Source organism: Vibrio hibernica (assembly GCF_015223435.1).
Taxonomy (GTDB): Bacteria; Pseudomonadota; Gammaproteobacteria; order Enterobacterales; family Vibrionaceae; genus Vibrio; species Vibrio hibernica.
The window spans coordinates 1-21,084 of sequence record NZ_VHKO01000046.1 but is presented as its reverse complement, the minus strand read 5'-3'; the positions used below and the strand labels follow the sequence as shown (position 1 = coordinate 21,084).

The 21,084-nt window shown below is 41.8% G+C and carries 19 protein-coding genes and 3 pseudogenes; 11 read left to right on the top strand and 11 right to left on the bottom strand.

What is annotated here, in order from left to right; translation table 11 throughout:
- Positions 1-251 precede the first annotated feature (251 nt).
- A pseudogene (locus FH976_RS13000) lies at positions 252-893 on the top strand (ATP-binding protein); the annotation flags it as partial.
- A gap of 107 nt (positions 894-1,000) precedes the next feature.
- Here FH976_RS13000 and FH976_RS12995 read toward each other — a convergent pair.
- The 3 genes from FH976_RS12995 to ccoG are packed head-to-tail and all read right to left on the bottom strand — an operon-like array spanning position 1,001 to position 4,099.
- Positions 1,001-1,600: a thiol:disulfide interchange protein DsbA/DsbL gene (locus FH976_RS12995; RefSeq protein WP_194091271.1), complete on the bottom strand. Its 600-nt coding sequence runs from the start codon at positions 1,598-1,600 to the stop codon at positions 1,001-1,003.
- Between the two features lie 46 nt (positions 1,601-1,646).
- Positions 1,647-2,654 carry a serine/threonine protein kinase gene (locus FH976_RS12990; protein WP_194091270.1) on the bottom strand — a complete coding sequence of 336 codons (1,008 nt, stop codon included), beginning with the start codon at positions 2,652-2,654 and terminating at the stop codon, positions 1,647-1,649.
- Between the two features lie 59 nt (positions 2,655-2,713).
- Complete coding sequence (gene ccoG / locus FH976_RS12985; protein ID WP_194091269.1) at positions 2,714-4,099, bottom strand: cytochrome c oxidase accessory protein CcoG; 1,386 nt, start codon at positions 4,097-4,099, stop codon at positions 2,714-2,716.
- A gap of 672 nt (positions 4,100-4,771) precedes the next feature.
- Between ccoG and FH976_RS12980 the strand changes: the two genes are divergently transcribed.
- Both FH976_RS12980 and trhA read left to right on the top strand, forming a co-directional pair.
- Positions 4,772-5,557: a sporulation protein gene (locus FH976_RS12980; protein WP_194091268.1), complete on the top strand. Its 786-nt coding sequence runs from the start codon at positions 4,772-4,774 to the stop codon at positions 5,555-5,557.
- Between the two features lie 133 nt (positions 5,558-5,690).
- Positions 5,691-6,347, top strand: coding sequence for a PAQR family membrane homeostasis protein TrhA (gene trhA, locus FH976_RS12975; RefSeq protein ID WP_194091267.1), 657 nt, complete (start codon positions 5,691-5,693; stop codon positions 6,345-6,347).
- A gap of 135 nt (positions 6,348-6,482) precedes the next feature.
- Here trhA and FH976_RS12970 read toward each other — a convergent pair whose 3' ends face one another.
- The 5 genes from FH976_RS12970 to def form a co-directional block, all read right to left on the bottom strand.
- Positions 6,483-7,928, bottom strand: coding sequence for a TrkH family potassium uptake protein (locus tag FH976_RS12970; protein ID WP_194091266.1), 1,446 nt, complete (start codon positions 7,926-7,928; stop codon positions 6,483-6,485).
- Between the two features lie 18 nt (positions 7,929-7,946).
- Positions 7,947-9,323, bottom strand: coding sequence for a Trk system potassium transporter TrkA (gene trkA, locus FH976_RS12965; protein ID WP_194091265.1), 1,377 nt, complete (start codon positions 9,321-9,323; stop codon positions 7,947-7,949).
- Between the two features lie 142 nt (positions 9,324-9,465).
- Positions 9,466-10,743 carry a 16S rRNA (cytosine(967)-C(5))-methyltransferase RsmB gene (rsmB, locus tag FH976_RS12960; RefSeq protein WP_194091272.1) on the bottom strand — a complete coding sequence of 426 codons (1,278 nt, stop codon included), beginning with the start codon at positions 10,741-10,743 and terminating at the stop codon, positions 9,466-9,468.
- A gap of 96 nt (positions 10,744-10,839) precedes the next feature.
- Positions 10,840-11,802 (bottom strand): methionyl-tRNA formyltransferase, encoded by a 963-nt coding sequence (fmt, locus tag FH976_RS12955; RefSeq protein ID WP_194091264.1) that lies wholly within the window; start codon positions 11,800-11,802, stop codon positions 10,840-10,842.
- A 79-nt stretch (positions 11,803-11,881) separates the two neighbouring features.
- Positions 11,882-12,397, bottom strand: coding sequence for a peptide deformylase (def, locus tag FH976_RS12950; protein WP_194091263.1), 516 nt, complete (start codon positions 12,395-12,397; stop codon positions 11,882-11,884).
- Positions 12,398-12,528: 131 nt separating this feature from the next.
- Here def and FH976_RS16160 point away from each other — a divergent pair.
- The 4 genes and pseudogenes from FH976_RS16160 to FH976_RS12930 all read left to right on the top strand — a co-directional run bounded on the left by FH976_RS16160 (position 12,529) and on the right by FH976_RS12930 (position 15,913).
- A pseudogene (locus tag FH976_RS16160) lies at positions 12,529-13,671 on the top strand (LysM peptidoglycan-binding domain-containing protein).
- A pseudogene (gene dprA / locus FH976_RS12940) lies at positions 13,671-14,813 on the top strand (DNA-processing protein DprA). The pseudogenes FH976_RS16160 and dprA overlap by 1 nt, the downstream one beginning before the upstream one ends.
- Positions 14,814-14,837: 24 nt before the next feature.
- Complete coding sequence (locus FH976_RS12935; RefSeq protein ID WP_194091262.1) at positions 14,838-15,308, top strand: DUF494 family protein; 471 nt, start codon at positions 14,838-14,840, stop codon at positions 15,306-15,308.
- On the top strand, positions 15,308-15,913 hold the full coding sequence (locus FH976_RS12930; protein WP_194091261.1) for a DNA topoisomerase family protein: 606 nt from the start codon (positions 15,308-15,310) through the stop codon (positions 15,911-15,913). Before FH976_RS12935 ends, FH976_RS12930 begins: the two co-directional genes overlap by 1 nt.
- A gap of 84 nt (positions 15,914-15,997) precedes the next feature.
- Here the strand turns inward: FH976_RS12930 and FH976_RS12925 are convergent, their stop codons facing one another.
- Positions 15,998-17,134, bottom strand: a complete 1,137-nt coding sequence (locus FH976_RS12925) for a 5-(carboxyamino)imidazole ribonucleotide synthase (protein ID WP_194091260.1) — start codon at positions 17,132-17,134, stop codon at positions 15,998-16,000.
- A 4-nt stretch (positions 17,135-17,138) separates the two neighbouring features.
- A complete protein-coding gene (gene purE, locus FH976_RS12920; RefSeq protein WP_194091259.1) occupies positions 17,139-17,624 on the bottom strand; it encodes a 5-(carboxyamino)imidazole ribonucleotide mutase in 486 nt (161 codons plus the stop codon).
- Between the two features lie 199 nt (positions 17,625-17,823).
- Here purE and FH976_RS12915 point away from each other — a divergent pair, with 199 nt between their 5' ends.
- The 4 genes from FH976_RS12915 to FH976_RS12900 are packed head-to-tail and all read left to right on the top strand — an operon-like array spanning position 17,824 to position 20,424.
- Entirely contained in the window at positions 17,824-18,381 is a 558-nt protein-coding gene (locus FH976_RS12915; protein WP_194091258.1) for a Sua5/YciO/YrdC/YwlC family protein, read from the top strand.
- 1 nt (position 18,382) lies between these two features.
- On the top strand, positions 18,383-19,282 hold the full coding sequence (hemF, locus tag FH976_RS12910; protein ID WP_194091257.1) for an oxygen-dependent coproporphyrinogen oxidase: 900 nt from the start codon (positions 18,383-18,385) through the stop codon (positions 19,280-19,282).
- A gap of 27 nt (positions 19,283-19,309) precedes the next feature.
- The gene (gene aroE / locus FH976_RS12905) at positions 19,310-20,137 is read left to right on the top strand and encodes a shikimate dehydrogenase (RefSeq protein WP_194091256.1); all 828 of its coding nucleotides are present in this window, start codon (positions 19,310-19,312) and stop codon (positions 20,135-20,137) included.
- A gap of 26 nt (positions 20,138-20,163) precedes the next feature.
- Entirely contained in the window at positions 20,164-20,424 is a 261-nt protein-coding gene (locus FH976_RS12900; RefSeq protein ID WP_194091255.1) for a DUF1488 family protein, read from the top strand.
- Positions 20,425-20,435: 11 nt separating this feature from the next.
- Here the strand turns inward: FH976_RS12900 and FH976_RS12895 are convergent, their stop codons facing one another.
- Positions 20,436-20,975: a gamma carbonic anhydrase family protein gene (locus FH976_RS12895; RefSeq protein ID WP_194091254.1), complete on the bottom strand. Its 540-nt coding sequence runs from the start codon at positions 20,973-20,975 to the stop codon at positions 20,436-20,438.
- Positions 20,976-21,084 lie beyond the last annotated feature (109 nt).

Below are 21,084 nucleotides of genomic sequence, written 5' to 3'. Positions count from 1 at the left end.
CTGTTTTAGCTGGTAGTTTCGATCTCTATCTGAATTCTGTGACTGAATTAGTTGTTGCACCTAACGATTAAGTGAATATTCATTCATGAGGAGGAGCTAGATGAAGACGTCAGATTTAATGGATAACATAGCTACTTGCTCGGCTAAATAGAAAAATGAATGACCTATCGTTCCGCTAGCATCTGAAGCGATGCGCTCCACTAACTCGGACAACACTCACAGCATTCAATGCCTCAAATTGACAATATTTATTACTCAAACTCGATATTAGGAAAATGCCGGAGTTTGATCGAAAAGTATTAGATTCACTGAGAGAGCCACTCGAATCGGGTGAGATCATCATTTCTCGCGCAGCAGGAAAGACTCGCTTTCCGGCACGTTTTCAGTTGGTCGGTGCACTCAACCCAAGCCCAACCGGTTATTACGAAGGGTCGCAATCTCGCGCAACGAATCCGCAAATGATCTTACGCTACCTCAGTCGTCTGTCTGGGCCGTTATTGGACCGGTTTGATATGTCGATAGAGATCCCTTCGCTGCCGAAAGGAACGTTATCTGAAGGTGGCGATCGGGGTGAGCCAACCGAAGTCGTAAAGCAGCGGGTGTGGCAAGCTCGGCAAGTGATGCTTAAGCGCAATGGTAAAGTGAATGCGTTATTGGGCAGTCGAGAGATTGAGCATTTTTGTGCATTAGAAAAGTCAGATGCTGAGTTTTTAGAGCATGCACTGCATCAACTAGGTTTATAGGTGCGTGCGTATCACCGAATCTTAAAAGTCGCACGTACCATTGCCGATTTATCTGGTTGTGAGGCAATTCATAAATCACATCTTGCTGAAGCATTGGGTTATCGAAATATGGATCGATTGCTCAAGCAATTAACCGCGCAAGCAGTATGAATGGTTTTGCGTGTGAGGTGATGTAAATAAAAATGGGAAGCCATAATAAGCTTCCCATTTTTTCATTGATTACTTATTTTATTAATCGATTTTATAAATAAAAAGGATTATTTTTTCAATAGGTAATCAATTAAATCAAATGCTTGATCAACATTTTGGAAGTTTTTTAATTCAACTAAATATTTATTATTCACAATAATAGCAGGGACACCGCTTAAGCCAGCATCTTTAAAGGCTTTATCGTAACGGCGCATCATAGAATCAATCGCAAAACTGTTAAATGTTCCATCAAAGTCTTTTGCTGAAACGCCATTATCTAAGAAGAACTGACGTAATTCTGCTTCATCTCGTGGTGCTTTATTTTGCACGTGAATACGGTTGAACATCAGTGGAACCAGTTTGTCATCAACCCCTAAAGACACCATGGTCGCATAGCTTTTGCTCATTGCTGGGCCCATATTGCCACCCATGAAAGAGACGGACATTTTTTGGAATTCAGCTTTGCCTTCTAGATGTTGTTTTAATTGACCAATAATAGGTTCAAAAGCATGACAGTGCGGACAGTAAAAAGAGAAAAACTCAGTCACAGTAGGTGAAGATGAATGGGAAGTATTTAAAACTTTGTAATTTTCGCCTTCTTTAAAGCTCGCTGCATTGACAGTAAAGCTCAGCATTAAAGCCGCCACTAGGGTAAATATTTTCTTCATGATCTCATGAACTCCATTTAGATAGAAAAGTCGATAAATTGAATGATCACCATTGTGGGGTGAGCGAGAGTGTTGGTTCTTGTAGCGCCGCTATTTGTTCCTTAAAACCGAGCACTTGATTTTCCCAGTATTTTGCATCGTTAAACCAAGGAAAAGCAATCGGAAAAGCCGGATCTTGCCAGCGTTTTGCTAACCAAGCCATGTAATGCACCATTCTGAGACCACGTAAAGGCTCAATTAGTTTCAGTTGTTGGTTATCAAAGTCACAATATTCTGAATAAGCTTCTAAAACAATGTCGAGTTGCATTAATTTGTCCGCTCTATCGCCATTGAGTAGCATCCAAATATCTTGTATCGCAGGGCCATTTCTGGCGTCATCGAGATCGACAAACATCGGCCCATCTCGCCATAAAATATTACCAGGGTGGCAATCACCATGCAGACGAATAATGTTACTTGGTGTGTCCCAATGCTGTTCTAATTGGGCAATTAACACATCGAGATCATGAAAAAAGCTATTTTCCAAATAAGAAGGAATAAAGCTAGCATTACTGAGCAGTTTGCGGGGTTGATATAAGTATTCGTCCAAGCTCATTGTGGGTCTATGTATAAAGGTTTTTGCTTTTCCAACCTGATGAATTCGACCTAAGAATCGCCCTACCCATTCAGTTTGATTGAGGTTATCCACTTCAAATTGACGCCCCCCAACACTTGGAAATAATACGAAACTATAACCTTGATAATGATGTAATGTGTGGCCGTTAATGTTGCACGGAGCCACCACAGGGATTTCATGATCCATCAAATCTTGAGCAAAATCATGCTCTTCTAAAATTTGCTCGTTGGACCAACGTTGTGGGCGATAAAACTTTACTACAAAGCGTTTTTTATCTTCATCCACAAATTGATAAACTCGATTTTCGTAACTGTTTAGCGCAAGTAAGCCAGATTCAGCACGGATACCAATGCTTTCTAACGCATACCACATTAAATCCGGTGTTAAGGATTCAAAGTTAAATAACGGTGTATTGGGTGATGCATTTATATCGGACATAAAATAAAGGGCCTATTGCTAAGCCCTTCCTTATTGGCACTTTCAGTCTAAGGCTTTACCTACAATTTTTTAATAAAACGACTTTCGACTGGTAAGCTAAATTGTTCATTGTCTGTCAGTATAAACTCAAACTTGATAATCGGTGAATTCAATTCATCTGGGCTAACCGCCAAACTAAGTGGATGGCTAATGGATTCCCCTGCTGGCACGGTGATCGTTTGCGAACCATACCATTTCACGTTGTTTAACCCTTCGACATCAACATGATACTTCTGAGTCTGCTGGGTTTTATTGAGAATTTTAAGGGTGTAAGTATTCTCGATCCAACCGTTGTTATCGACGCGATACATTTGATTACGATCCCGCAATACACTCATGTTAACAGGATCAACGCCAACCACTTGAGTCACAAAGAGTGCCAGCATTAACGTTAATGCGATGCCATATCCAATCAGTTTCGGACGCATGACTCTCGTTTTATTGCCTGCTAATTTATGCTCAGTGGTATAGCTGATTAATCCTTTTTCATACCCCATTCGCTCCATCGTATTATCACAAGCATCAATACAAGCACCACAGTTGATGCATTCGTATTGTAATCCATTGCGGATATCAATCCCTGTTGGGCATACCTGCACACATAAATTACAATCGATACAATCGCCTAAACCTTCTGGCTTTACCGTTGCTTTTAGAGATCGAGGACCACGCTGCTCACCGCGTTTGGTATCGTAGCCCACAATAAAGGTATCTTTATCAAACATAGCTGATTGAAATCGAGCATAAGGGCACATGTGTAAGCACATAATTGAGCGCATCCAACCTGCGTTACCATAAGTGCAAGCGGCAAAAAACCATACCCAAAATGCAGGCCAAAAACTCAATTCAAATGTAATGAAATCCAACATTAAACTTTTTACTGGCACAAAATAAGCGACAAAAGTAAGGCCAGTTAATAAGGCAATAACCCACCAAGCGATGTGTTTAATGGTTTTACGTATTAGAATATTTTTAGTGTATTTATTGTTGTCTTGTTTTCTGCGCTTGTTGGCTTGGCCTTCAAGTTTCTCTTCAAACCAAATATACATAAATGTCCAAACGGTTTGTGGGCATAAATAACCACACCAGACTCGGCCTAAGAAAGTCGTTAAAAAGAAAAGGCCGAAAGCAGAGATCATAAAAATGAGAGCAAGAAGAGTGAGATCTTGTGGAAAAAAAGTAGCGCTAAAAAATTGAAATTGTTGTTTATTTAAATCAAATAAAATTGCTTGTTGGTCGTGATACGAAATCCAAGGGATTGCGGCAAAAAGCACTAATAAAAACCAACCACCATAACGGCGTAATACTTGAAAAGTGCCTTGGCTTTTACGCACATAAATCTTGCCATTAGCATCTCGGTTCGTTTTAGGGGTGATGACTTTAACGTCTATTTTATCTTGCTTCATTGCTGTTCCTTACCGTCCTCATAAGTACATTGCTCATGTCTTTTAATTGCTATGCCTAGAGAATAACAATCTTATGCTCACTTTTTATGTGCCACAGTATACAGGACGGATTAATACGAGTTTGCTATTGGTTTCAAGCTTTACATACAAAGTTGAATAAGATGGCATTTATCGAAGAAAAGAAGGCTAGCTTTTGATGTACCTAACGTAGTGAATAGTTAATTTGATTACTTGATAATGCCACGGGCTTTCAATAGTGCCATTTAAAAGGCGATTTGAGCTCCAATAAAAAAGCGTAGTATTCAAATGAATGCTACGCTTTTTGAGTAAAGGTTGCCTTAATTCTAGTGTCTATTGAACTAGAATATTATTGCTCGGTTTTTGCTGGTGTTTCAGGTTTTTTCGTTACCGGTGAGGTTGCAAAGCTCTGGCGACGACGAGAAGCTGAACCACGAGAAAAAGAGGCACGTGCAGGAATTGGGCGCATAATAATAACCTATAAAAATGCATATCCATGGCCATAATCACCAGACCCAATCTTGATGACGTTAAGGATAATCGAACAATATTTCGACTATTAATAAGTATAGACTTGTCTTATTCCCTTGGCGATGACATTTTAATCAATACATCAAATCTTTACCTAAAATTGAAAAATGACAAGGAGGCTATATGTCTTTTTTTAAGAAAACATTAGCTACATTTGGGATTGGATCGGCACAAGTTGACACCATTTTAAAGCAAGATGCGGCTTTTCCTGGGCGAAAATTGGTAATGGATGTGCATGTCTATGGCGGGGCAACCAAGCAAGATATTGATAATATTGATCTTAAGTTATGCTGCCACTACCGAAAACCGAGGCAAAATCCTGATGGTCGTGAAATAACACATTCTACTGAAGTGGCAACGCATGTTTTATCTTCATGGTCGCTCCCGTACGCTTTTTCTATCGAACCCCATCAAGAGCGTATTTTTCCGGTGGAGCTTGATATTCCATGGAACACACCCGTCACTTTAGGTGATGCTAAAGTATGGCTTGAAACTGGTTTAGATATATCAATGGCCAGTGATCCCTCCGATAAAGATGAAGTTACTATCCGTCCAGATCTTCTTGAAGATGCCATTTTTACTGCATTAGAGAATGCGGGCCTGCGCATTCGCCAGGTTGAATGTGAATATGTAAAAGGTTTTGACTTACCTTTTGTGCAAGAGTTTGAGTTTGTTCCTGTGCATGGTGATTTTCAAGGTCGTTGGCGAGAGCTAGAGATAGTGATCTATCGAAATGAGAGCGAGTTGAACATTTGGTTTGAAGTTGATCGCCAAAAACAAGGGATCGGAGGGATGCTATCAAGTTTAATTGGGAGTCATAAACTAAAACGGGAAATGACATTATCTGCAGATATTGCACCTCAAGAGGCGGGAGCTCAGGTTTTGGCATTTTTAAATCAAACTACGTAATGAAAATTGAGTGTGATTCTATAAGAAAATGTACCTGCTATTTTAGCTTACACTTGTAAGTTGAATGTGTAAGAATACTTGCGTGTCTATACCCCAAATTGATGGGTATAGGTTTATCTTTTGAGGTGTAAACATGCAAGTATCGGAATACTCAGATAGAGAAGAGATCGCCAACAGTGTTAGTCATGGTTTAGGGGTACTATTTGGCGTGCTGGCATTGGTTATTCTACTTATGAAAGCGGCTAAATATCAGTCAGATACCTTGACTTTTATTAGTATGAGTATTTATGGCGCGAGTATTATTGCGCTGTTTTTGGCCTCTACTTTATATCATTCCATTCGTTATTTACCTGCTAAGCGTTGGTTAAAAACACTGGATCATAGTGCTATTTACTTATTGATTTCCGGCAGCTACACCCCCTTTTTATTGGTGGGGTTAAGGACGGACCTAGCCTATGGTTTGATGGTGGTCATTTGGGTAATAGCGCTACTTGGCGTGATCATGAAAATGTTCTTTATGCATCGGTTTAAATCGTTTTCTTTGATGAGTTATTTGGTGATGGGTTGGCTATCGTTGGTGGTCATTTATCAATTGGCAACGCATTTGGATATTTCAGCGGTGATTTGGTTAGTCGCGGGTGGAGTCATGTATTCGTTAGGGGTTATTTTTTATGCTAATGACCGAATCCCTTATAATCATGCGATTTGGCATCTTTTTGTTTTGGCCGGTAGCATTTGCCACTTTATTAGTATTTATTTTTATGTATGGCCTCTTTCACCGTTAAGTTAGGCTAATTTTTTCTGATAATTTGAATGATGAGCTATGTAAAAAGCGCGCTAACCACTTTAGCTGGTTAGCGCGCTTTTTTATTTTTATTAGAAATTAAGACTAATGCGATCGTAAAAATGAATGAGATAATTAAGTCTATGTTCGCCAAAATGCAGGGAAAAAGAGTACTAAAATAGTCAATATTTCTAAGCGTCCCATTAACATTCCAAGGCTTAGTAGCCATTTTGCGGTATCGGGTAAGCTTGAGAAGTTGCCACTTGGCCCAATGACTGGCCCCATTCCAGGACCAACGTTCGCTACCGCGGTCATTGCTCCGGTAATGCTGGTAATAGGATCAAGCCCTAATGCACTTAGGCAACCCGCGATAAAGATGATAGTCAGTATAAAGGTTAAGACAAAAGCGACGACGGACCGCACAATATCATCATTAACGGGGCGCTGGTTATAACGTTGAACAAATACACCAGATGGGTGCACTAAACGCATGATTTGTTTGTTTAATAGTGTCGCTGCAATTTGAAAACGGAAGATTTTTATCCCACCAGAAGTTGATCCTGAACAGGCACCAACCAACATAACAAAAGCAAATACCACTGATGGTAACGCCCCCCAATGGGTGAAATCATCTAAGCCAAACCCAGTTGTGGTGACGACGGAAATAATATTGAAAGTGGCGACACGAAGGGCATCAATAAAGCGGTAATGATCTTGTAAAGTCAGCCAAATCGCAACAATAAGACTGGTTGTGATCACTAAACAAGCAAAGCCCCTGACTTGGGCATCCATCAATAAAGCTTTGGGGTTTCGTTTACGCAGAGCGGTAACAAATAATAAAAATGGTAAGCCGCCCAGAAACATAAATAATGCTCCAACCCAATGTGCACCGTGAGAAAAGTGATTCATTGAGTTGTCCGTGGTCGAGTAACCACCGGTTGAAAGCGTGGTGAAGGAATGGTTAATGGCATCAAACCAACCCATGCCGGTATACCAAAAACCTAAGACACATAATAAGGTTAAGATTAAATAAACCTGCACGATATTTTTGGCGACATTTTTTGCCCTTGGGCTACTTTTATCAGACCAGTCGGAAGATTCCGTTTGGAAGAGTTTCATCCCACCGACGTTAAGCATAGGAAGAATAGCTACCGCCATCACGATAAAGCCAACACCTCCGAGCCATTGCAGAGTTGAACGCCATAATAAAATGCTTGGTGCCATGTCATCTAAACCGCTTAATACTGTCGATCCTGTCGTGGTAATACCTGACATGGTTTCAAAATACGCATCAGTAAAACTAATATGATTAATGAAAACAAAAGGCAAGGCAGCAAAGGCGCTAGAAATAGTCCATACCAAGGTGGTCAATAAAAACATATCCCGCACCCCAAGCCGAAAATTAGACGTTCGGCCAAGAGAGAGCAGTATAAACGACACAATATGGGTAATGATAACGGCTTCGCCAAATTCAATAAAACCACTGGTTCCAGTAAAAAAGGCCATTAATGTTGGTATGTACATGAAGAGTGCTATTTTTGATAACACCAATCCAAGAACAAATAAAATAGGACGATAATTAAGCACGGAATTAATCAGCCTTTGTTATAAAAAGAATGGGCTTGGTTGGAATAAGCGTTCAACGTCTGGCACATATTTTTTATCGACCAAGAACATGACTACGTGATCATCTTGTTCGATCACGGTACGGTCATGGGCGATGAGCACCTCTTCTCCTCGCACAATTGCCCCAATAGTCGTGCCTGGTGGAAGCTTGATTTCGCTAATGGCTTTGCCGACAACTTTTGAAGTGGTCTCATCTCCATGAGCGATGGCTTCAATGGCTTCAGCAGCTCCACGGCGTAGAGACGATACGTTAACAATATCAGCTCGACGAACATGGGTTAGCAGCGCTGAAATAGTGGCTTGTTGCGGGGAAATCGCGACATCGATTGCACCACCTTGAACTAAATCGACGTAAGCGCTGCGTTGGATGAGCACCATTACTTTTTTTGCGCCAAGACGTTTAGCGAGCATGGCTGACATGATATTGGTTTCATCTTCATTGGTGAGCGCTATAAACACATCAACTTGGTCGATATTCTCTTCGTTAAGCAGTTCTTGATCGGCTGCATCACCGCAAAATACGATGGTATTTTCTAACTCTTCAGAAAGTTGTTCGGCGCGTTGGTAGCTGCGTTCAATCAATTTAACGCTGTAATCTTTTTCTAAACGCTTAGCAAGACTTGAGCCGATATTGCCACCGCCGACGATCATGATGCGGCGATAGTTTTTCTCAAGTCTTTGTAGCTCACTCATGACCGCACGAATATGATTACTGGCCGCGACAAAAAACACCTCGTCATCGGCTTCAATAATGGTCGTGCCTTGTGGTCGAATAGGGCGGCCTTGACGAAAAATAGCGGCGACACGAGTATCAATGTGTGGCATATGATCGCGTAAAGCCGATAATGCATTCCCAACCAATGGTCCACCATAATAGGCTTTAACGGCCACTAAGCTGACTTTTCGTTCGGCAAAACTGACGACTTGTAATGCACCAGGATATTGAATTAAACGCTCGATATAGCTGGTGACTAATTCTTCTGGAGCAATGAGATGATCAACAGGAACCGCGCCAGATTGAAAGAGGGTATCTTTTTCGGCTAAATATTCTGGTGAGCGAATTCGAGCAATACGACTAGGGGTGTTGAATAAGGTAAAGGCAATTTGGCAAGCGGCCATGTTGGTTTCATCGGAATTGGTGACCGCGACCAACATATCGGCATCTTGTGCGCCCGCTTCTCGCAAAGTATTCGGATGACTTGCATGGCCATTCACGACGCGTAAGTCATATTTATCTTGCAGCTCGCGCAGGCGGTCGGTGTTGCGATCGACTACTGTGATATCGTTATTTTCGCCAACCAAGTTTTCCGCTAATGTGCCGCCAACTTGCCCAGCTCCAAGAATAATGATTTTCATAACGTACGTTTACCTATTTTCTGCCCAACCTTGAGCGTATCAATGTTGATTGTTATCGCGAGAGTCAGTTTACTTATAATCATGTTTACAAAGAACAATACTACCGATGGTAATAAATATACCGACAGAGTATGCGTGATTATTAAGCTTTACGTAGCACCGCGTAATAGAAGCCATCCATGTCTTCTTCTCCAGGTAAGATTTGACACCCTGGGTTTTCAACGTCTGAATTGATGAGCTGTGCATCATTTGTTCGTTGTAAAAACGCACTTACTTGCTGGCTGTTTTCTTGTGGCGTGATAGAGCAAGTAGCGTATACCAAGGTACCGCCGACTTTTAATTGGCGCCACATTGCATCAAAAATTTCACTTTGTAATACCGCGAGCGCTTCAATGTCACTAGCTCGACGTAACCATTTAATATCTGGATGGCGACGAATTACTCCGGTCGCAGAACAAGGTGCATCGAGTAAAATTCGGTCAAACTTTTCGCCGCTCCACCATTCTTCAGGGTAACGTGCATCACCGCAGATCACATCAGCGCGTAGTTGTAGGCGTTCAAGGTTATCGTAAACACGATCTAAACGTTTGACGTCACAATCAATTGCCACCACTTCGGTATTCTCAGTGTGTTCGAGAATATGTGCGGTTTTACCACCTGGCGCAGCGCAACAATCTAAAATTAACTCACCATTTTGAGGTTGTAAGTAATTGATCGATAATTGAGCAGCCGCATCTTGTACTGAAACCCAGCCTTGACTGAAACCCGGAAGTAAAGCGACATCACAAGGTGAAGAAAGCTTGATGGCATCTTCCGCTTCAGGGTGGAGGGTGTATTCGATATTCTCTTGATCCAACAATGCTTGATATTCATCTCGCGTATGGTGTTTACGGTTTACTCGTAACCACATTGGCGCTTTGCTATTGTTGGCTTCGACTAATTGTTCCCATTGTTGCGGGTAGCTTTCTTGCAGTAATTTTAATAACCAACCAGGATGACCATATTTCCCCGCATTGTGGCTAACGGCTTTTTTATCTAACGCTTCTTGATCTCGGGTATAGCTACGTAATACTGCATTAATCAAACCACTTAGGCTTGGACCGCGTAGCGTTTTCGTCGCTTCAACCGTTTCGGCTACTGCTGCGTGAGAGGGAATGCGCATAAAGCTCAGTTGATAAATGCCAACCAAAATGAGGTGGTGAAAAACACGCTTTTTGCCAGTAAGGGGTTTATCCATTAGCTCGTTAGCGATAGATTCTAAACGCGGTAAGTAACGTAGCGCGCCATAGCAAATCTCTTGAAGAAGAGCGTGATCTCGCGGCTTAATCGTTTTTTGAGCGGCAGGTAAAGCGTGTGATAGTGATTGACCTTTGTCGACCACTTGAAAAAGGACATTGGCAGCGGCTGCGCGAACATTCATGGTGTTTTCTCTTGTCAGTAACTCGCAATGCAAGCCACAAAATAATGGGTAAAATAAAGAAAGGCACATCTCTGTACCTTTCGATGACACGATTTTCTAGCCTAATTGATGGCCGACTTCAAACCAGTGGCTGCGAGCATTCAGTATATCTTGTACTGATAGTGCTTTTTTGCCTGGGATCTGTAATTGCTCAAGGACTAAAATATTTTTGCCTGTCGCGACATAAATACCGGTTTTATCCGCTTGCACAATTTGCCCAGGAATGTGATTTTTACTCGTCGTTTCTACTCGAGATTGCCACACCTTAACATTGCTTTCTTTGCCATCGCCTTCTTCAACGCTGAAAAAGCTCATCGGCCAAGGATTAAAGGCGCGAACGCAACGTTCAATATGTTCCGCTTCATCATGCCAATTGATTTTAGCTTCTTCCTTACTGAGTTTTTTAGCGTAGTTGGCTTGTTCATCATCTTGTTTTATTGGTGTGATTTGGCCATTGGCAATATCAGTTAAGCATTCCGTCAACGCTGTTGGGCCTAATTCGGCTAATTTTTCATACATAGACGCGCTGGTGTCGCTGGATTCAATGGGTTGTGTGGCAATTGATAGCATGTCACCCGTATCTAATCCGATATCCATTTGCATGATAGTGACGCCAGTTTCTTTATCGCCAGCCCAAATGGAACGTTGGATTGGGGCTGCGCCACGCCAGCGAGGCAGAATAGAGCCATGTACATTAATACAACCTAAACGTGGCGTATCGAGAACGGCTTGAGGCAGCAGTAAACCGTAGGCAACCACGATCATCAAGTCAGCACCGAGATCTTTCAGTTGTTGCTTGGCTTCATCTGATTTGAAATTTTCAGGTTGGTATACCGGAATATTACTTTCTAATGCGAGTGATTTTACTGGGCTAGCGGTGAGTTTTTTGCCACGACCGGCTGGGCGATCCGGTTGGGTATAAACAGCAATAACGTCATGCTCCGAAGACAACAACGCCGCCAAGTGACGGGCGGCGAAATCCGGAGTACCTGCAAAGACAATTCTTAAAGACTGACTCAAGGTAGGTTTCCTTCTCAATTTTATATACCCAAGACCGCTGAAAGAGTCTCTTCAATAATCTTGGGTATTATGTTGGCTGTTACTTATCTTGTTTCTCGTTGAAACGCTTGATCTTGGTAAGCTTATCTTGGATGCGTTTACGCTTTAACGGTGATAAATAATCGACAAACAATTTACCCATCAAATGGTCAAGCTCATGTTGAACACAAATCGCGAGTAAATCATCGGCTTCAAACGTGAATTCTTTGCCGTCTCTATCTAATGCTCGAACGGTAACTTCTGCGGCTCTAGGGACTAAAGCGCGAGCACCCGGAACCGAAAGGCAACCTTCTTCAATGCCATCGTCGCCACGTTTTTCGAGGATTTCAGGATTGATGAGAACTATTGGTTGATCGCGCTCATCAGAGACATCAATCACTACGATTCTTTGATGAACATCAACTTGGGTGGCCGCAAGACCGATCCCTTCTTCGTCGTACATGGTTTCAATCATGTCATCGATAAGTTTTTGAAGCTCTGGAGTCACTTTTTCTACCGGTTTCGCAACGGTACGAAGGCGATCATCCGGGAATGTTAATACTTGTAATACAGACATATACACTCTAAATATTGAACTGTGCCGAAAACAGCTTAGACCTTATAGCTGCAATTCTAGACATTTTATAAGGCAAATGACAGCATCTAATCACATTAAGCGACAAAATGTCGACCAAGGAAATGTAGGTCATGCCAAAAACAACGCGTTTTATTTTAAATTTATGTGCTTTTATTGCGGTTAGCTTCTCTGTAGTGGCTGCCACCACGACACAAAATACTATAGAGATAAAGGATAATGCACCACAGACCTATACGGTCAAAAAAGGTGATACTTTGTGGGATATTTCCGCATTATTTTTAGATAGCCCATGGCTTTGGCCTAGATTGTGGCAAGTAAATCCTGATATTAATAACCCCCATTTAATTTATCCTGGCGATAAACTGACGCTGACATGGCGTAATGGTCAACCATTGTTAAGCCTAAAACCGATGAAGAAAATTGGACCTCATGTTCGTAAGCAAGATAAAGAGGCGATCTCCACGGTAGATAATGGCCTAATTCGCCCTTACCTGAAGTCTGATCAACTATTAACGGAAGACCGCAAAAGCTCAGCATTGCGAGTGCTTGGTACTAGTGAAGGGCGTAAATTTTTAAGTGGAAATGAACGTATTTATATTGATGGTAATGTGACCAATGAGAAATGAGCGATTTACCGCATCGTAGAAGAGTACCAGCGTAGTGGTGAGGTAAAAGCCAGTAGTTACTCATTACGTATTGTGGCTCAAGCTGAATTAAAGGAACAATCTGAAAAATACAGCGGTCTGCAAGTGATCAATCAATATCAAGAAATTCAACCTAATGATATTGCTTTACCTATGTTTGGCGAGGATCTAGCGCTATCAACGGTCTTTACACCAATTCCAGCTCCGGTTGGTTTAATCGCTAGTGTAAAAGGTTCGATGGATAACCACGCTTTTATGTCGGTCAATCAAGTGGTGATTATCGATCGCGGTAGTGATGATGGTTTAGTGCAAGGCAGCATGTTTAACTTGGCGAAAGTAGGTTCGGCAGTTTATGGAGAAAAAGGTGAATACTCTTATAAAGAGGGCGATTTTTTCCATGCAGGTAAGCGAATAGATCTACCGCCAATTGCCATTGGTGAAATGCTAGTCATACGTCCGTATGAGAAGTTTAGCTTGGCGTTAATCACAAAAAGCGAAGAGCCGATTAAGAAAGACAGTATTGCGATTTCTCCTGCGGTGAATGAGTTATCAGATTCCCCCATTGTCAATAAAACTCAAAACGGTATGACAGTAAACGATCCGTCATAATGAATGAGTCTCAACTGACAGCATGGCTGACATTAAGTTTTACACCTCAATTAGGCGGGGTGAGTTTATCTCGTCTATTGAGGATTGATTCTCCTGAGAATATTGTTTCGTATAGCGAACTCGAATTATAAAATTTAAAATTAAAGCCTGCTCAAATTCAATATATAAGACAGCGGTCTCATCAAGAGGTCGATGACTGCCTGTTGTGGTTACAAGATGAAGGTAATCATATTGTGACACCACTGGATGAGCGATATCCGTCATTAATGCAACAAATGTCGTCTCATCCCCCAGTACTGTTTATTAAAGGAAATGTCGAGGCATTGAACCATTCACAAATCGCCATAGTGGGCAGTCGCAATGCTAGTATAGATGGACTGCGTGCGGCGCGTGAGTTTGGCTATGGGCTTGCCGATCAAGGTTTGACGGTGACCAGTGGATTGGCATTAGGCGTGGATGGGCATGCTCATGATGGCGCTCTGCAAGCGAAAGGTGAAACAATAGCGGTTTTGGGATCGGGGGTTGATCAAGTGTATCCGGCTCGTCATAAAGGTTTAGCGCAACGTATTTTAGAATCCGATGGTGCTTTAGTGTCAGAGTTTCGACCGGATACGAAACCTAGAGCGGAGTATTTCCCGCGTCGAAATAGAATCATCAGTGGTTTATCTTTAGGTGTGCTGGTGGTTGAGGCCGCTGAACGCAGTGGTTCTCTCATCACCGCGCGTTATGCTCTAGAACAAAATAGAGAAGTGTTTGCGCTTCCTGGTTCGATTTATCAAGCCGGTCATGCAGGAGCGAATGGTTTGATTCGACAAGGAGCGATTTTAGTGCAATCGGCGCAAGATATCGTGGATGAAATCCAACCACAATTAGAACGGTCTAATAGATTAACTGGGTCTCTTCAGTCGAGTTTTCATTTTGATGCAGAAAAAGTATTAACCAATAAAAAGACTACGGCGGAAGCATTGCCATTTGCTGAACTGTTGGCTAACGTAGGAAATGAGCCTACTCCGGTTGATATTTTGGCGCAAAGGACCCATATACCTGTACACGAAGTCATGATGAAAATATTAGATCTCGAATTGAGTGGTTATGTTGCTTCTGTCCCCGGAGGCTATATTATTAAGAATAAGCCCAAATAAATCCTGTAAGCGGAGGGTAAAGCTATGATGGACATTCTGATGTATTTGTTTGAAACCTATATTCATAGCGATGCAGACTTAACGATCGATCAAGATGAACTTGAAGATGAGTTATTACGCGCTGGGTTTCATCAACAAGAAATCTATAAAGCTCTCCATTGGCTGGAAGGTTTAGCGGCTCTTCAGCAATCGGATGGGGCTAAAATTGCCAAAGGTTCAGCCACTTCTACTCGAATCTATACCCAAGATGAAATGATCCGCATCGATGTTGTTTGTCGAGGTTTTATTTTGTTTTTAGAGCAGGTGAAAGTATTAACGACTGAAACTCGTGAAATGGTGATTGACCGAGTCATGGGGTTGGAAACTCAAGAATTTACTTTAGATGATTTGAAGTGGGTTATTTTGATGGTGCTATTTAATGTACCGGGTAATGAGAGTGCTTATACTCAGATGGAAGAGTTATTGTATGCCTCTGAGCAAGGTGTTCTTCATTAATGAAGAGCAAAATAGACGGAAAACTGTTTACTGTTCATGAACCTGCCTTGGAGCATGAAGCTTGCCCTCAATGCCACGAGACATTGCAAGGTGAGCTTCATCTTCGTCATGGTAAGCACGGCCCTTTCCTTGGTTGTAATCAATATCCACAATGCGATTATATTCGTCCTTTGCACCAACATGATGGGCATATAGTAAAAGAGTTAGGTGTAGCTTGCCCTGAATGCACTAAAAGTTCCGATAATAAACGCCAAGGTGAACTGGTTTTACGCCAAGGACGTTATGGCATGTTCATTGGTTGCAGTTGTTTTCCTGAATGTCAGCATATTGCTTCAATGGACCAATCAGAACCAAGTCAAGGGACGCAGCCAGACATTGCTTGCCCTGAATGCTCTAGTGGTCATTTGGTCGAGCGCCAATCTCGTTTTGGTAAAAGTTTCTATGCTTGTAATGCGTACCCTAAATGTAAGTTTTCAATTAATTCACCGCCACTGATTGGATGCTGCCAGCAATGTGGTTTTCCTTTATTGGTGGAAAAAAAACTGGCATCAGGCAATAAAATTTTATGTGCCAACCGTAAATGTCAGCACCAGCAGGAAGATTGAATTAATAATAGAGTTAAATAAAAAGACCAACTGTATTGAGTTGGTCTTTTAGGTTTCGATAACTTGAAACTTATAACGGTAAGCTTATCGTTGATTGATATGTTGTTTTAGTTCAGGAAATTCGGATTCATCTAATATCGCAACCAACTCTTTTAGTGCTTTATCTAACTCACCTTGAGTGTTACTACAAACATTAATATGTCCCATCTTGCGTCCGGCACGCTTTTCTTTACCATACCAGTGGATATGACAGTTTGGCATCGCCAGTATTTCTTTAGGTAATGTGTCTTGGCCTAAAATATTGATCATCGCGGCATGTCGTATCGCCTTTGTGCTCCCAAGCGGCATGTCGCATACGGCGCGTAAATGGTTTTCAAATTGGCAAACTTCAGCGCCTTGTTGAGTCCAATGACCGGAGTTGTGTACTCGAGGAGCGATTTCATTGACCAGTAATTTTCCGTTTACATCAAAAAACTCAATCGCTAACACACCTACATAATTTAGCTTATCTGAAATAGCTTGGAACATTTTCGCCGCTTGTTGCTGCAATTCAGATTCATCAATGGCGATAGATAAACTTAAGACGCCATCCACGTGAACATTTTCGGTTAATGGGTACACAGCCATCTCACCATTAACTCGGCGTGCACCTATTAGTGATACTTCTCGTTTAAACGGCACAAACTCTTCAGCCACAATAGCTTGGTGTGGTGTATCGGATAAGCTTTGCTGTAATTTACTCCAAGTATCATCGATGTCGGTCGTATTCTTTAAGCGCCATTGCCCTTTTCCATCGTAACCACCTAATGCCGTTTTAAGTACCATAGGTAAACCGACAGAGGTTATAGCATCATCGAATTCAGCTCGATTAGTAATTACGGCATATTTTGCATTGGCGACCTTAGCATCATCTAATAATTGTTTTTCAATACGACGATCACCACCCGCTTTAATGGCTTGAGTGGTAGGTCGGAATTTCCCGCTTTGTTGGCAGATATCTAAAATGGAATGAGGAATATGCTCAAATTCAGCGGTAATGACATCGGCCTTGGCAATGGCATTATTAAGTCCATGACCAATGATGTTTTGCGTTAATGGATGAACAATTTTTTCACTACTAACATCGAAAGCTGAAATATTAATATTCAGTGGCGCACCGGCTAAAGACATCATGCGAGCCAATTGACCGGCACCTAAAACTAAAACGTGCTTATTTGCCATGTTATTAATCCTCAGCTGGATTTGGATTGGCGAGTACCGTATCGGTTTGTTCTTTACGGAAAGCTTCGACTTCCGCCATTACGACTTCATCATGGATTCCTATGATTTGCGCCGCTAAAATTCCGGCATTGGCCGCACCTGCTTCGCCAATCGCTAATGTGCCTACCGCAATTCCTTTAGGCATTTGTACGATAGAATATAAAGAATCTACCCCTGACAGCGCACGCGATTGAACCGGAACGCCCAGTACTGGCAAACTAGTATAAGCGGCAGTCATACCTGGAAGATGAGCGGCGCCACCAGCACCTGCAATAATGATTTTTAGTCCGCGCTCTTTGGCGCTTTCAGCGTATTCGGCGAGCAAGTGAGGAGTTCGGTGAGCCGAAACGACTTTGGTTTCGTAAGGGACATTAAAACGGTCTAACATTTCAGCCGCAAGCTTCATTGTTGGCCAATCAGACTTAGAACCCATGATAATTCCAACTTTCATCGAACACTCCTTTAGTACATCTTGATTACGAGTAAATAAATAAACCTAGCGGCATTATACGGAGAAATAGTTCAGAGGAAAACGTTTGCGTCTGGTATTTTGTTTTAGAGTAGGATTTAGAAGTAAAAATCATTTAGTCTATATTGAAAGGTTTAATACACTATCACTTCGTTGGTCATTAAGAAGAAAGGGCAGTCAGTTGGATAATTTTGAGCATGTGGTCGAGTCGTTAAAGCAAGGTGAGGTAATTGCTTACCCAACAGAAGGTGTTTTTGGCGTTGGATGCGATCCAGACAATACGGCAGCAATCGATAAATTATTAGCGTTGAAGCAGCGGCCAATAGAAAAAGGATTAATTTTAATTGCGGCCAACTACCAACAGCTTTTGCCTTATATTGATGAAACTCAGCTAACGGATAAGCAACGAGATACGATGTTAGCAACTTGGCCTGGCGCGGTAACCTGGGTTGTGCCTGTGAATTCTTCAATTTCGTCTCATCTTACTGGCAAATTTAATTCAATAGCGGTACGCGTAACTGATCATCCTTTAGTTCAAAAATTGTGTTTAACTTTTGGTAAACCACTGACATCAACCAGTGCTAATTTAACGGGCTTAGAGCCGTGTCGAACGACGCAAGAAGTGGAGCAACAACTTGGTCGGCATTTGGTTGCTATTTTAGCGGGGAAAACAGGTGGTCGAACTCAGCCAACTGAAATTAGAGATGTCATCACCGGCAATGTATTAAGAGTGGGATAAGATGGAACAAGTGAATAAACAAGCGGTAAAAGACTTTCTAATGACATTGCAAGACTCTATTTGCAAACAATTAGAATCGATTGATGGTCAGCGTTTTGTTGAAGATGCGTGGGAACGAGAGTTAGGCGGTGGTGGGCGTAGCCGTGTGATCCGCAATGGCGATGTGTTTGAACAAGGTGGTGTTAATTTCTCCCATGTATTTGGCGATAAAATGCCAGCGTCAGCGACTGCGCATAGGCCAGAACTTGCGGGACGACAGTTTGAAGCGATGGGGGTGTCATTGGTTTTACATCCTCATAACCCGTACATCCCAACCTCGCATGCCAATGTTCGGTTCTTTATTGCGGAAAAAGAAGGTGAAATGCCAATTTGGTGGTTTGGTGGTGGATTTGATCTCACGCCTTTTTATCCTTATGAAGACGATTGTCAGCATTGGCACGACACTGCAAAGGCAATTTGTACTCCTTTTGGTGATGATATCTATAATCAACATAAAGCATGGTGCGATAAGTATTTCTTCTTGCCTCATCGAGATGAAACGCGTGGCGTAGGTGGATTATTCTTCGATGATTTTAACCAACTTGGATTTGAACGTAGCTTTGCTTATATGCAAGCGGTAGGAGAAGGGTTCACTCAAGCTTACCTTCCTATTGTAGATAAAAGAAAGGCGGCTCAATATGGTGAACGTGAACGTCAATTTCAATTATACCGTCGTGGACGTTATGTCGAGTTTAACTTGGTCTATGACCGTGGCACCTTATTTGGCTTGCAAAGTGGTGGCCGTACCGAATCTATTTTGATGTCGATGCCGCCTTTAGCGCGTTGGGAATATGATTACACGCCAGAAGATGGCTCGGCGGAGTTGGCATTATATTCTTATTTAACACCAAGAGATTGGTAATTAATATTTTTAGCAGAAGGCAAGGATATGGCCCTGATTGATCAATATGCAGTATTTGGTAACCCTATTTCACACAGTAAGTCGCCATTTATCCATACATTATTTGCACGTCAGACGAATCAGTCGATGGAATATGGGATAGTTGAAGCGCCTGTGGGTGGTTTTCAGTCGGCTGTGAGTGCGTTTTTTGCACAGGGTGGGAAAGGTTGTAATGTCACTGCACCTTTTAAGCTCGATGCATTTAAATTTGCAGATCGATTAACGCAACGTGCCCAACTAGCTCAAGCGGTGAATACCCTTAAGAAGTTAGATGATGGCCAAATTATTGGTGATAACACCGATGGTGAGGGTTTGGTTCAAGACCTATTGCAATATAAAGCACAACTAAAAGGTGCCAAAATATTGCTAATAGGTGCTGGTGGCGCTGCAAGAGGAGTTATTCAACCTTTACTTGATCAAGCTCCATCAGAAATTATTATCACCAATAGGACGTTTGAAAAAGCACAACAGTTAGTGGATGTTTTTTGTGATTATGGCCAGATCCGTGCGATGCCGATGAAGGACATTAATACGCCATTCGATATTATTATTAATTCGACATCGGCTGGTTTAACTGGAGGTCTTCCTGATATCAGTACCGGCATTTTTAATTCGAAAAGTGTTAGTTACGATATGAGTTACGGCGCTGGTAACACACACTTTAATGATTGGGCCAAAACCAATGGAGTGATTAATGCTTATGACGGTTTAGGCATGTTGGTTGGACAAGCGGCAGAAAGTTTCATGCTGTGGCGCGGTTTACGTCCAGGTGTTCGACAGGTGTTACGAGAATTGCGTAAAAACCTGACTGTTTAAAGTTAATCACACTATAAGTTAACCATATGAATCAAAATATTCTATTTCCTGATATTCAAACCTGGCAACCCGAACGTCAAGTTGTGAGTTTTCCTGCTCAACAAGCCGGTCAATTGATTGAATGTGTTATTTCAATTGATAAGCTATCGAAAATGATAGGCTATGACGTGAACTCTGATCAGATATTAAAAGTATTTGATGCTCTGCGTTTTGATCTGGAAGATTTGGCAGAAGAAGCCATCGAGCAAGAGTTGTTTAACCTAGCTGGTGAGGTCGAGCTAGGTTAAATGAATACTGACTATTTTACTTGAGTGAGATAGTCATTTTTATTAACGACGTAATTGTCGGCAGATTTTAATAAAAAGCCACTTTCTTCATCCGTTAATGTACGAGCTTGCTTTACTGGGCTTCCAATATAGAGGTAACCACTTTCTAGTCGCTTATTTGGCGGGACTAAGCTTCCCGCACCGATCATGACATCCGATTCAATTACAGCACCATCAAGAATAATAGTCCCCATACCGACTAGGACACGATCGTGAATGCTACAACCATGCAGCATGACTTTATGTCCTATCGTCACATCATCACCAATAATCAATGGGAAGCCAGTAGGGTTACCTTCATTCTTATGCGTAACATGCAAAACGCTGCCGTCTTGAATATTAGTGCGCTTCCCAATGTGAATATGATTAACATCACCACGGGCAGCAACTAAAGGCCAAACACTAGAATCTTCACCAATGACAATCTCTCCAACCAAAATTGAAGAATCATCAACATACACTCCTGGCCCTATTTGAGGGTGAATGCCTTTATAATTCCGAATATTATTCATTTCGACTCCTTAGCGCTTTAAATTCTGGATAAAATAGCACGAAAACTAGTCAGAATAGGTGGTTTTGCTTGAAAACCAATCAAACAGTCAAAAAAGTAGAAGAAATTAT